The sequence below is a fragment of the Aequorivita soesokkakensis genome (assembly GCF_001641085.1).
In the GTDB taxonomy this organism is placed as follows: domain Bacteria; phylum Bacteroidota; class Bacteroidia; order Flavobacteriales; family Flavobacteriaceae; genus Aequorivita; species Aequorivita soesokkakensis.
This window is the reverse complement of record NZ_LXIE01000049.1, coordinates 110,788-124,069: the sequence shown is the minus strand read 5'-3', so window position 1 is coordinate 124,069 and position 13,282 is coordinate 110,788. Positions and strand designations below refer to the sequence as shown.

At 41.0% G+C, this 13,282-nt stretch carries 7 protein-coding genes; 6 read left to right on the top strand and 1 reads right to left on the bottom strand.

Annotated features, from left to right (window positions below):
• The first annotated feature begins 4 nt into the window (after positions 1-4).
• Both dapB and lepB read left to right on the top strand, forming a co-directional pair.
• Positions 5-709, top strand: a complete 705-nt coding sequence (gene dapB / locus A7A78_RS13520) for a 4-hydroxy-tetrahydrodipicolinate reductase (RefSeq protein ID WP_068763000.1) — start codon at positions 5-7, stop codon at positions 707-709.
• A gap of 77 nt (positions 710-786) precedes the next feature.
• Positions 787-2,421 carry a signal peptidase I gene (gene lepB / locus A7A78_RS13515; RefSeq protein ID WP_068762999.1) on the top strand — a complete coding sequence of 545 codons (1,635 nt, stop codon included), beginning with the start codon at positions 787-789 and terminating at the stop codon, positions 2,419-2,421.
• Between the two features lie 63 nt (positions 2,422-2,484).
• Here the strand turns inward: lepB and A7A78_RS13510 are convergent, their stop codons facing one another.
• Entirely contained in the window at positions 2,485-3,600 is a 1,116-nt protein-coding gene (locus A7A78_RS13510) for a PQQ-dependent sugar dehydrogenase (RefSeq protein WP_068762998.1), read from the bottom strand.
• 418 nt (positions 3,601-4,018) lie between these two features.
• Here A7A78_RS13510 and A7A78_RS13505 point away from each other — a divergent pair, with 418 nt between their 5' ends.
• The 4 genes from A7A78_RS13505 to A7A78_RS13490 all read left to right on the top strand — a co-directional run bounded on the left by A7A78_RS13505 (position 4,019) and on the right by A7A78_RS13490 (position 13,181).
• A complete protein-coding gene (locus A7A78_RS13505) occupies positions 4,019-9,502 on the top strand; it encodes a CHAT domain-containing protein (RefSeq protein ID WP_068762997.1) in 5,484 nt (1,827 codons plus the stop codon).
• A gap of 127 nt (positions 9,503-9,629) precedes the next feature.
• Entirely contained in the window at positions 9,630-10,121 is a 492-nt protein-coding gene (locus tag A7A78_RS13500; RefSeq protein ID WP_068762996.1) for an acyl-CoA carboxylase biotin carboxyl carrier protein subunit, read from the top strand.
• Entirely contained in the window at positions 10,117-11,556 is a 1,440-nt protein-coding gene (accC, locus tag A7A78_RS13495; RefSeq protein ID WP_068763030.1) for an acetyl-CoA carboxylase biotin carboxylase subunit, read from the top strand. The genes A7A78_RS13500 and accC overlap by 5 nt, the downstream gene beginning before the upstream one ends.
• A gap of 83 nt (positions 11,557-11,639) precedes the next feature.
• Positions 11,640-13,181, top strand: a complete 1,542-nt coding sequence (locus tag A7A78_RS13490; protein ID WP_068763029.1) for an acyl-CoA carboxylase subunit beta — start codon at positions 11,640-11,642, stop codon at positions 13,179-13,181.
• Positions 13,182-13,282: the final 101 nt, after the last annotated feature.

Genomic DNA, 13,282 nt, shown 5'->3' with positions numbered 1-13,282 from the left:
TCCTATGAAAATAGCTTTGTTGGGATATGGAAAAATGGGCAAGACAATTGAAAAATTGGCTTTGGAAAAAGGACATGCTATTGTTTTTAAAAGTACGAGTGAATCTTCCGAAGGAAATTTTAACGACGCTGAGGTTGCTATAGAATTTTCTTCGCCGGAAGCAGCCGTTTCAAATATTTCAAAAGCATTGGATGCTGGAATTCCCGTTGTTTCCGGGACTACCGGTTGGTTGGAAAAATATGGTGAAATGGTAAAGTTATGTGAAAAACGTAACGGAAGTTTTATTACAGCGTCCAACTTCAGTGTTGGCGTAAACCTCTTTTTCAGCATAAACGAATATGCCGCAAAGTTGATGGCGCCGTGGAAGGATTACAATGTTTCGGTAGAGGAAATCCATCACCTTCAAAAGAAAGATGCACCCAGCGGAACAGCGATTACCATTGCCGAAGGAATTTTGAAACACAGCGATAAAAAGGATTGGAAACTAAACACTTCCGAAGAAAACAGTTTGAATATCACAGCAAAAAGAGAAGAAGATGTAAAGGGGACGCATATAGTTTCTTTCGACTCTTCAATAGATACTATTTCCCTAAAACACGAAGCGCACAGTCGCGAAGGCTTTGCTTTGGGCGCCATTTTGGCAGCGGAATATTTAAAGGATAAAAAAGGTATTTTTACAATGAAAGATGTTTTGGGAATTGAAGATTAACAAATCCCGAATTCACAGGAATGTCACCCTGAGCGCAGTCGAAGGGCCGAATTCACAAATTCACAAATTCACAAATTATGAGTTGGACAGGTTGGTTTATATTTTTTTTAGTGGTTCAGGTAATCCATTTTGCCGGAACTTGGAAGTTGTACCAAATAGCGGGTAGAAAAGCATGGGAAGCAGCGGTTCCGGTTTATAATTCCGTTGTTTTGATGAAAATAATAAACCGCCCATGGTGGTGGACAATTTTGCTGTTCGTGCCAATTGTGAATTTAATAATGTTCCCAGTTGTTTGGGTGGAAACCTTGCGCAGTTTTGGTCGCAACTCCACAACAGATACCATTTTAGGAATCGTGACTTTGGGGCTTTATATTTATTACATAAACTACACCCAAAAAGTTTCGTATATACAAGACAGAAGCCTAAAACCTCGAACTTCAACGGGCGAGTGGGTGAGTTCCATTCTTTTCGCAGTAGTTGCAGCTACTATAGTGCATACATATATTATGCAGCCATTTACGATTCCGAGTTCTTCTTTGGAAAAAACACTTTTGGTGGGCGATTTTCTTTTTGTAAGTAAATTCCATTACGGCGCAAGAACACCGATGACGCCCATCGCTTTTCCGATGGTTCACGATACCATTCCCGTGGTTGGAACAAAATCATACCTTTCAAAACCACAAATACCATATTTTAGATTTCCCGGTTTTCAGGAAATTAAACGAAATGACATTGTTGTTTTCAACTGGCCTGTAGATACTTTAATTGACATCCGTCCCGGCCATATGCGCGGTAGTTTGCAAAAGCCAATTGATAAGGAATCCAATTACGTAAAACGTTGTGTTGGCTTACCGGGAGATTCCTTGGAAGTTCGTGATGGATATGTTTTTATTGATGGTTTGCAAAATGATTTGCCGGATCGAGCTAGAGTTCAACATTCGTATTGGGTAAAGTACAAAAACCCAAATATGAGGCTTAGCGATGAGCAATTATACTTACAATATGGTATAACTGATGCCACTTCAGAATATGACCAAGAAACTGGCGAATTTAAAATCGCCGCTGTTACTGAAGAGGCCGCCGCAAGATTGAAAAACAACCCTAATATTGAATCCATACGAAGGGATATTTCTCCAAAAGGAGAGATGGAAATTCAAAGATACTTGGATGAAAATAACCGAATTGTAGAAAACAACAAGGTTATGTTTCCAAACAATGGGCTTGTAAATTGGAACAACAGTAATTTTGGACCGATTTATATTCCAGAGGCTGGCGCAAAGGTTGCAATAACCCCTGAAACCATTTCACTGTACAAACGGATTATTGAAGTTTACGAAGGAAGTGAGCTTGGAATTACAAATAAAATTACCCAATCTGGTACACAGGTTATGCTAAACGGCCAGCCTATCACAGAATATACTTTCAAAATGGATTATTATTGGATGATGGGGGATAACCGTGATAATTCGCAAGATGCGCGCACCTGGGGGTTTGTTCCATTTAATCACGTAGTTGGAAAACCTGTATTCATTTGGATGAGCTGGGACAGTAATGCTAAAGGCATTGCAAACAAAATTCGCTGGGAGCGCCTCTTCACAACTGTTGGCGGAAGCGGAAAACCAATTTCTTATTTAATGTATTTCGTAATTGCAGTAATCGGTTGGTTTGCTTTTGATTTCTGGAGAAAAAGAAAAAAGGGCGCTAAAAAGTAAAATTTAATTAGCCGCGAATTCACGAATGATTCTTTAAAAATATTTGTGAATTCGCGACTAAAACTATTCAGGAAGCAATCTAAAAATTCCCTGTCCCTCAACGGCAATATAAATCAATCCGTCCGGGCCCATTTTCACGTTTCGAACCCGCCCGATATCCTGTGCTATTTTTTCACGATTTATTACTTTTTCACCATCCAATGTAAGCAATTCTACATAGGCAAATTTTAAAGAGCCTACCAAAAGTTTCCCTTTCCACTGTGGATATTTCTCGCCCGTAACAAAAGCCATCCCGCAGGGAGCGATTGAGGGAACCCAATAATAAATGGGCGGTTCAATTCCGGGTTTTGAGGTTTCATCGGTAATTTTTGTTCCACTGTAATTGACGCCGTAGGTTACAGCGGACCAGCCGTAATTTGCACCTTTTTTTACAATATTTATTTCATCGCCACCTTTTGGGCCGTGCTCGTGCATCCAGATTTTTCCGGTTTCGGGATGCTTTGCCATTCCCTGTGGATTGCGGTTTCCGTAGGTGTAAATCGCTTTTTTGGTGTTGGGTTCATTGTAAAAAGGATTGTCCGTGGGGATGCTTCCGTCATCATTCAATCTGTATATTTTTCCGCCATCACGAGTTATATCCTGCGGATTTACATCGCGCTCGCCACGTTCGCCAATGGAGAAATACACAAAACCATCATTATCAAACTCAATCCGCGACCCGAAATGTTGTCCGGCCGTAGTGTTGGGCGCTGCCTTGTAAAGGGTTTCAATATTTGTAAGCGAATTGCCTTCCAGTTTGCAACGCATCAAAGCAGTGTGCCCACCATTCCCAGAACCTTCTTCGGAAGCATAAGTCATATAAATCCATCCATTTTCTTTATAGTTTGGATGCAATTCAATATCCAGCAAACCACCCTGTCCGCTATTGTAAACTTTCGGCACGTTTGCTATTTCGGTCTTTTCACCGTTTTTGAAATGAATTAATCGCCCATCCTTTTCAGTAATCAACATACTGCCATCGGGCAGCCACGCCATTCCCCAAGGATTGGAGAGGTTTTGGACTACTTTTTCAATTTTATATGATGGAGTTTCGGTTTGCAAAGCAACGTCTTTCTCGTTTTTCTGACCACAGAAAACGAAAAGCATCAAGAAAATAAGAAGTGAAAATTTTAATTTCATCTGTATAAAATATTTGATAAAACGGAATATGGAAACCGAAGGTTCACGAATTCCTAAGTTTTAATTTTCTTATTGTGAGTAATGCCCAGATTGTTCATCTTCTTTTGGTTTGCAATTTGTTAATTGGCATTTCAAAATCGTTTATTTTTCAAAAAGATACTTAAAATATTGAATAAAGATTCGATAAATAAAACTTTTTTCAGATTTGAAAAAATATCGTAACTTTTTAAACTCCTCAAAACAACTCCCTTTTTTATTTAATTAACTAATAGTCAATAATTTAAAGTTAAGTTTGATAATTTAACCTTACTTTTAATGTTGATTTAAATTACTGGATTTGAGTATTATACGCCAATATCCGCTTTTTTATAAATAGAAGTGACATTCATTTTTTAATAATAAACTAATAATCAACATTATGGAACCGATTAAAAAACTAGTGGTTTATGGCAAAAAGGAAACCAATGAGGAGGGAGCAGTTGTTTATAATTTGCAGGCCAGCAATAGAGACGTTTCCAATCAACACGAAATACAACTCGAGGCAAATGATAAGCTGTTGGAATTGGTTCTTGATGATGGCACGTCGTGGATGTGTGATGCCTCAACCATGCACGAGGTTTTTCCGGAACTGGATCCGGCCCTAAAACCTCCCGGCAGCCGTGATATGCATCCCGATGTTTTTGTAATTCCCGATTCGGTGGACGCTCCTTCAACAGAAAGAGGAATTGTTGGCAAAATTGCGTTGAAACTTTTAAAAGTATTCGCGAAAAAGGCCGTTGGGAGTGGGGTTGCGGCTCTTTCAAAAAAACTGGAGGACAAACATCTGCAAAACGAAATTGACCCTGCCGTTTTGCCCAAAAACTTTTTGGTTGCAGGCGCAGCGCTGTTTACGGTTGATAGGGATTTTAAATTTGGGGTTTTTGATGGAAAAGCTTCCAACAGTCCGTTTTTTCTTTTTATCCACGGAACAAACTCAGATACATTTGGTGCATTTCAGGATTTAAAGGCTACTCCGGTTTGGAATACTCTGCACCAGATTTACGGTAAAAATGTGCTCGCTTTTCAACACAGAACCCTTTCGGAAAGCCCGTTGCTAAATGTTGTAAAATTGGCACAAATGCTTCCCGATAATTCCGTGGTGCACATGCTTACGCATTCCAGAGGTGGAATTGTAGGCGACATTTTGAATAAATACAGCAATAACAATGATGAAGCTTCCATAGGTTTTAACAACCAGCACATTGCATTACTCGAAAAAGAAGGAGATAGGGAAGAGGATATTGAAAATATAGAGGCGCTCAATAAAATTTTTAAGGATAAAAAGATAACAGTTGCAAAATTTATTAGGGTAGGTTGTCCCGCTGCGGGAACCAAGCTGGCTTCAAAAAGATTGGACCATATCCTGAATGTATTTTTTAATTTGATAACCTTGGTTGGCGGTCCGTTTGGGGATGTTTTAAAAGAACTGCTTTCCGCAGCCGTTGAAAGCAAGGATGATGTTAATGTACTTCCTGGCTTGGAGGCACAAAGACCAGAATCGCCATTTATAAAAATATTAAATGATCCATCCCTTGAAACCGCTATTAATGGAAAGCCCTTGGCTATTATTTCGGGAAATGGAAGAGTAAGTTTTTCGGGGCAAGGGCTTTTTGTAATCCTCGGGAAATTGTTCTACTGGCAACGTAATGATTTGGTTGTAAATACAGATTCCATGTATTTGGGTGCAAAACGTAAAGACAACATTCAATATTTCTTTGATCAAGGCGCCGACGTTAACCACGTCAAGTACTTTGAAAATGATAAAACCCGCGAAGCGATAGACTTGGTTCTTAAAACCGCTGAAGGGGAACTTATCCCTGGATTTAAATGTATTGCACAGGATGAAATTCCCGGAAGTGACAGAGCACTTGTGGAATCTGGCGAACTGTATCCTTCAACATCGCCACCTTCGGGAACAAAACCGATAGTAGTTATGCTTCCTGGAATAATGGGCTCCAATCTTTCACAGAAAGACAAGGAAATTTGGCTTCATTATGGTCGTATTCTTACTGGAGGATTAGTCAATCTTGGGTATTCCAATGTAAATAAAATTGTTGCGGATTCCGTGGTAAAAACTTCATATTACAAACTTTACAAATGGTTATCCGCAAAATATGATGTGGTGGTATATCCTTTCGATTGGCGAAAACCATTGCCTGAATGTGCAAGTGAATTCAATATAAAAATTAAAAGTTTGCTTAAAGTTGGGCAACCAATAAAAATTATCGGGCATTCCATGGGCGGGCTTTTGGCACGCGATTTTATCCTTAATCACGACGATACTTGGCAAGATTTGAAAGCTTCAAAAGGTTTTAGAATGTTATTTCTTGGATCGCCGCTTGGTGGTTCATTCCGGATTCCTTCAGTTCTGTTTGGAGAGGATGCCATAATCCAAAAGTTGAGCAAATTGGATCTTTTCCATACCAAAGAAGGATTGCTTAAAATGTTCTCCAAATTCCCTGGGATTTTGGCTTTACTTCCTTTAACAACCGATCCCAAAAACGATTTCGCTAAAATGGAAACTTGGGAAAATATGCGGAAGTATTTTGGTAAATTGGATTGGCCATTGCCGTTACAATCTGATCTGGATTACTTCAAAAATTACCGCGATAATATCTTGAAGAAAAGGGATGATATAGATTATTCGAGTATGGTGTATATTGCCGGAAAGGATAAAATGACTCCCTGTGGTTATTATCTCGACGAAATTCCGCCGAAAAAACAACTGTATTTCCTCTACACCAGCGAAGGCGACCAAAGTGTAACTTGGGCATCCGGTATTCCGAAACAACTTATTGAGACCAATGCGGTTTATTATTCACGGGTTACCCACGGTGCCCTGGCCAATGAGCCCGATCTTTTTAATGCGATAGAAGAAATCCTTTCCACCGGGCAAACCAAATTGCTCCTCAACACCAAACCTTTGTTGCGCGGGGAGGAAACAATCTTTAGGGCTGAACCGGATATAGATTTTGATCTGTCCGAAAATGGTTTGGAAAAAACCATCTTGGGACTTGCGGATGAAATGGAACCTGTTGGTAGCCAAATACCGGTTACCATCAGCGTTAGCAATGGCGATCTTCGCTATGCTTCCTATCCAATCATTGCCGGGCATTTCTTGAATGACGGGGTGCTCTATGCAGAAAGAGCCATTGATAATTACCTAAACGGAAGCCTCACCTCAAAACATCGATTGGGGCTTTATCCGGGTGAAATTGGCACCAATGCTTTATTCGGTAAAACAAAAAACAGCGACTTTGAAGGTGCAATTATCGTGGGACTTGGAGAACCGGACCAACTTACTTCTTTTCAGCTTTCAAAATCTGTGGAACAAGGGGTTTTGAATTATTTATTGAGCATTCGAGGTAAAAACATTCCCAAAAGAGGAATAGGGGTTTCTTCTTTAATAGTTGCAACAGGCTATGGCGGACTTTCGGTTGAAGGTTCTCTGAAAGCAATTATTGATGGGGTAAACCGCGCCAATGAAAAAGTGAAAACTTTGGGAGATGATGGTTACAGAACAGTTCAAAATATTGAAATTATCGAGCTTTATGCAGATCGTGCGTTAAATTGTATGTACGTGCTCAATAAAATAGCCAATAAGGAAAATTCAACCTACAATATTATTATTGGTAATAAACGAATCAAAAACTTATTGGGTATTCAAAAAAGAACGCCATTGGACACTGCAGAGGATTGGTGGAACAGAATTACAATCAAATACAAAGAAGCCAACGAACAAACCGGAGAGCCATCCAGTATGGTTTTTGGTTCTTCAACAGGCGATTCCCGTGAAGAAGAAAATGAACTATACAGCAGCACTCCGTTGATAGACCTCTTTATTTCAGAAGCTTCGAGTAGCAACCAATGGTCAGCCTGTACCGCAAAAACCCTTTTCGAATTATTGATTCCAAATAATTTAAAGGAAAAGCTTAAACGTAAAGGAAATATTTCCTGGATCTTGGATACCAAAACGGCTTCCTATCCTTGGGAATTGCTACAGGACAATACAACCAATGCCAAACCTCTGTGTATAAACGCCGGAATGATTCGGCAGTTATCCACAAAGGATTATCGAATTAACATAAAACGTGTTGCCGAAAAAGGCGCCTTAATTATTGCCGATCCTATTCTGAATGGTTTTATTTCCCAATTGCCCGGTGCAAAAGAAGAAGGAATGATGGTTAAGGATACCTTGGAAAATGTGGGTTACCCCACCACAAGCCTTATAGGCACAGATGCCGAAAGCATAGTCAAGAATTTTTTCTGTAACGATTATACAATAATACATTTGGCAGGCCACGGGGTTTTCAATCCAAAATCCCCAAAAAAATCTGGAATGGTTATCGGGAAGGATATATTCCTTACAGTTTTCGAAATACAACAAATGCCCGTGGTACCAGAACTCGTTTTCGTAAACTGCTGTCACCTCGGTTATAGCAATGCGGAAGATGAAAGGTTTTATCAAGATCGCTATAAACTGGCTGCAAATATTGGTACTGAATTGATAAGCATAGGCGTGAAAGCCGTAATTGCGGCTGGTTGGGCCGTTAATGATGCGGCGGCATTGGATTTTTCACAGGTGTTTTACAGCAGTATGTTCTCTGGGGATAATTTTGGGGATGCCGTTAAAAATGCCCGAAATTATATTTATGAAAAGCATCCAGGTAATAATACTTGGGGTGCCTATCAATGTTATGGGGACCCTTTCTTTAAACTGAAAGGTATCTCTGCTGGAAAAGGTTCTTGGTCGCCAAGTTATATAGTTCCGCAGGAAGCTGAGATTCATCTGGATAACCTTCTCAACCAATTGCAGATGGCTACAGGTGCAGACAAAGATAATCTGGCGGAATTGAATACCATTATGAAGGCGGTGGATCGAGATGTTTTTAGAACGCCACAAATTATAGAAAGGGTAGCCAAAATATATCAGGAATTGGCAATGTACATTGAAGCTTCTGATAATTATGAAGAGCTCCTAAAAATGGAGAATGCGGAATTCTCCTTTTCCTGTATGGAAAAATATTGCAATACACGAGCGAAACAGTATATCAGGGAAATTTTTGAAAATGAAAACCCTACCGCAGCTTCCAAAAAAGAAGCGTATAAAAAAACGGAACGTGTAATTACTGATCTTACGGTATTGCTTTTTGCAGGCGAAACGGCCGAACGCCACAATCTTTTGGGAAGTGCTTACAAACGTTTGGCAATGTTGGCTCCAGATGCAAAAAAACGAACCAATGCCTATAAAACTGCAATCTCCCATTACGAAAGGGCTTTTAAAAATGATTTAAATTCAAATAAAACCTATTCCCTCGCAAATGCCATCGAACTCGCCTGTATATTAGTATTTAGTGGCGCATTGAGCCCGGGAAGTGAATTTACGGTAGATAAGAAAAAATATAAATTGAGATTTACTTCCGAAGCACGACAAATACTTAATGAGCTAGAAAGGAAAATAGAAGAAAAGGCTGAAGTTGAAGACCTTGACTATTGGGATTTGATTGCCTCTTTGAATATTGATTTATGCCTCGTCTTGATTATTGAAGATGATAAAATTGAATCAAAATGGAACGAGGTAATTAAAGGTTTTGAAAAGATATGGCAAAAAGCAGGTTCCGAAGCAAAGAAAGCTGCAGAGCTGGAACACCTTGAATTTTTAACCCAATCTCTCAATGAAGTTGTCGGTTTAAATAGCACCGTTTATAAACCGAAAAAAGATTTGGAAACGCGGATAAGTGAATTGAGGACTGCCTTGAGTGGTGTTAGAAAAAAAATGAAGTCGGAAAGCACTGTAAAAGCGAAACCAAAAGCAGCAAAGCAAAGTCCGAAACCAAAACCAAAATCAAAACCTAAAAAATAGTTTAAACATCAAATGTTTTAAATTATAAACCTTGTTGATTTAATTATCGGCAAGGTTTTTTATTTTAGAAAGAATAAGCATTGGCATAATCTTTCCACAAATATTATCTTTATCAAAATTTCAGTTTATGGAAGAAAAATTTAAAACGATTGTCAATGATAATTTTGAGTTTTCATTAAATCCGAAAGATTTGGAAACACTTGATGTTATATCCGATAACAAAAAATCCAATGTTATTTATAATAATAAATCGGTTGAGGTTGAAACCCTCGGGGCAGATTTTAGAAACAGAATTTACACGGTATCAATAAATGGCAATCGCTATCAAGTCAAGATAGAAAACGAATTGGATGCCCTTATTACCAAGATGGGGCTTTCGCTTGGAAATGATTCTTTTGAAGATGAAATCCACGCCCCAATGCCGGGCGTTATTTTGGAAGTCAACATTTCCGCAGGAGATGAAGTAAAAAAAGGCGATTTCATTTGCGTTTTGGAAGCGATGAAAATGGAAAATACCTTGACTGCTCCACGTGACGGCGTTATCAAATCGGTAAACATCGCAAAAGGCGAAACAGTCGATAAAGGAAAATTGCTAATTGAATTGGAAAAAAATGATTAAGAAAATATTAATTGCCAATAGAGGCGAAATTGCTTTGCGAATCATGAAGACCGCCCGAAATATGGGCATTAAAACGGTTGCCGTGTTTTCCGAAGCCGATAGAAATGCGCCCCACGTAAAGTTTGCGGATGAAGCCGTTTGCATTGGTCCGCCGCCTTCCAACGAATCCTATCTTTTGGGCGATAAAATTATAAAGATTGCCAAGGAATTGAACGTGGATGCCATCCATCCCGGCTACGGATTTTTAAGTGAAAATGCGGAATTCGGTGAAAGTGTCGAAAAAAGCGGAATGATATTTATAGGGCCAAAATCGCACGCCATCCGCATCATGGGAAGCAAGCTCGCCGCAAAGGATGCCGTAAAAAAATACGACATCCCGATGGTTCCCGGCACCGATGAAGCTATTACCGATGTTTCCGCTGCCAAGGAAATTGCAAAGGAAATTGGCTTCCCAATTCTCATAAAAGCGTCCGCTGGTGGCGGCGGAAAAGGAATGCGAATCGTTGAAAACGCCAATGAATTTGAAGACCAAATGAAACGCGCCATCAGCGAAGCAGAAAATGCTTTTGGGGACGGCTCGGTTTTTATTGAAAAATTTGTCACTTCACCGCGACATATCGAAATTCAGGTTTTGGCAGATAATTTTGGAAACACGGTTTATCTTTTTGAGCGTGAATGCAGTATTCAGCGTCGTCATCAAAAAGTGGTTGAAGAAGCGCCATCGTCAGTTTTGACTTCGGAATTGCGTAAACAAATGGGCGAAGCTGCTGTTAAAGTCGCAAAAGCCTGCGATTATGTGGGCGCGGGAACGGTGGAATTTCTTTTGGACGACAAACACAATTTCTACTTCCTCGAAATGAACACTCGGCTGCAGGTGGAGCATCCCGTTACTGAATTAATTACGGGACTCGATTTGGTGGAACAGCAGATAAATGTTGCAAACAACGAAAAATTGGCTTTTTCGCAGGAAGATTTAAAAATCATGGGCCACGCTTTTGAACTTCGCGTGTATGCCGAAGACCCGCTGAACAACTTTATGCCGAGCGTTGGAAAGTTGGAAGTGTACCGTCCGCCAAGCGGAAAAAACATCCGCGTGGACGATGGTTTTACCGAAGGAATGCAGGTACCGATCCAATACGACCCCATGCTTTCAAAACTGATCACCTACGGAAAAACCCGAAATGAGGCGATGCAGCGGATGCTGGAAGCCATTTCGGAATACGATATTGAAGGCGTGAGCACCACGCTTTCCTTTGGAAAATTCGTTTTTGAACACGAAGCCTTCCGAAGCGGAAGTTTCGACACCAATTTTGTAAAGAAATACTATTCCGAAGAAAAGCTGAAAGCCATCAATGAAGAGGAAGCCAAAGTGGCGGCGCTTTTCGCATTAAAACAATATTTAAAAGATTCACAAATGCTTCGTATGCCGAAGTAAATTCTTTGCGCCCTCTGCGTCTCTGCGGTGCAATTTATTACCGCAAAGGCGCAGAGTTCGCAGAGGCTTCAATTATCACAAATATGACCGACAACAATAAAAAACTGCAAGCAATCCTTTCCGAAGCCAAAAAAGGCGGGGGCGAAAAACGGATTGCAAAACAGCACGAAAAGAAAAAACTCACCGCCCGCGAACGTGTGGAATATCTCCTCGACGAAGGCTCCTTTGAGGAAATGGGCATTCTCGTAACCCATAGAACCACAGACTTCGATATGCAAAAGGAAGTGTATTACGGCGATGGGGTAGTTACAGGCTATGGCACCATCAACGGCCGTTTGGTATATGTTTTTGCACAGGATTTTACGGTTTTTGGCGGCGCCCTTTCCGAAACCCACGCGGAGAAAATCTGTAAAATAATGGACCACGCCGTGAGCGTTGGCGCACCCGTGATTGGCTTGAACGATTCCGGTGGCGCCCGGATTCAAGAGGGCGTTCGGTCTTTGGGTGGCTACGCCGATATTTTTTACAGAAACGTGCAGGCTTCGGGTGTGATTCCGCAAATTTCGGCAATTATGGGGCCTTGTGCCGGCGGGGCGGTGTATTCACCAGCGATGACCGATTTCACTTTGATGGTGCAGGACAGCAGTTATATGTTCGTTACGGGACCCAACGTGGTGAAAACCGTTACCAATGAAAACGTTACTTCCGAAGAACTGGGCGGCGCACGCACGCACGCCACCAAAAGTGGGGTAACGCATTTCACGGCGGCGAATGATATTGTATGTTTGGAACAGATTAAAACCCTGCTCAGCTATATTCCGCAGAACAACAAATCCGTGACTGAAAAACTGCCTTTTGAAGCCGCCGATGAGTATCGGGAGGAACTGGAGACGATCGTGCCCGATTCCGCCAACAAACCCTACGATATGCACGAGGTAATCAAGGGAATTATTGATGCAGATACTTTTTTTGAAGTGCATAAGGATTACGCGGACAACATTATAGTCGGTTTTGCGCGATTGGGTGGCAGAAGCATTGGCATCGTTGCAAACCAACCGATGAGCCTCGCGGGCGTTTTGGATGTTGACAGTTCCAAAAAAGGTGCGCGGTTTACGCGTTTCTGCGATTGTTTTAACATTCCGCTTTTGGTTTTGGTGGACGTGCCGGGCTTTCTTCCGGGAACTGATCAAGAATGGAACGGTATTATTCTGAACGGAGCAAAATTGCTTTACGCTTTAAGTGAAGCAACTGTTCCAAGGGTAACAGTAATTACCCGAAAAGCTTACGGTGGTGCGTACGATGTAATGAACAGTAAACACATTGGCGCCGATATGAATTACGCATGGCCAACGGCTGAAATTGCCGTGATGGGCGCAAAGGGCGCCAGCGAGATTATTTTTAGAAAAGAAATCGCCGAAGCTGCAAATCCCGAACTAAAACTTTCGGAAAAGGAAGCAGAATATGCCGAAAAATTTGCCAATCCTTTTAAGGCCGCACAGCGCGGATTTATCGATGAGGTAATCCAGCCCCGCGAAACCCGCAGAAAACTGCTGAAGGCTTTTGCAATGCTGGAAACGAAGGACGTTCCGCGGCCAAACAGGAAGCACGGGAATATTCCTTTGTAATTTTTTTTAGTGATATCGATGTCCGGCCGAGCCTGCCTTCCTACGGAGAGCAGACAGGCGCCGTTGAGACCTGGTTTTGGACTTTTTCTTTTTTTAAATGA

What these genes read in the sequence shown, in the direction of transcription:
- A7A78_RS13490 (WP_068763029.1), top strand. Translation starts at nt 11,640, where the DNA reads ATGACCGACAACAATAAAAAACTGCAAGCAATCCTTTCCGAAGCCAAA.
- lepB (WP_068762999.1), top strand. Translation starts at nt 787, where the DNA reads ATGAGTTGGACAGGTTGGTTTATATTTTTTTTAGTGGTTCAGGTAATC.
- A7A78_RS13510 (WP_068762998.1), bottom strand. Translation starts at nt 3,600, where the DNA reads ATGAAATTAAAATTTTCACTTCTTATTTTCTTGATGCTTTTCGTTTTC.
- A7A78_RS13500 (WP_068762996.1), top strand. Translation starts at nt 9,630, where the DNA reads ATGGAAGAAAAATTTAAAACGATTGTCAATGATAATTTTGAGTTTTCA.
- A7A78_RS13505 (WP_068762997.1), top strand. Translation starts at nt 4,019, where the DNA reads ATGGAACCGATTAAAAAACTAGTGGTTTATGGCAAAAAGGAAACCAAT.
- dapB (WP_068763000.1), top strand. Translation starts at nt 5, where the DNA reads ATGAAAATAGCTTTGTTGGGATATGGAAAAATGGGCAAGACAATTGAA.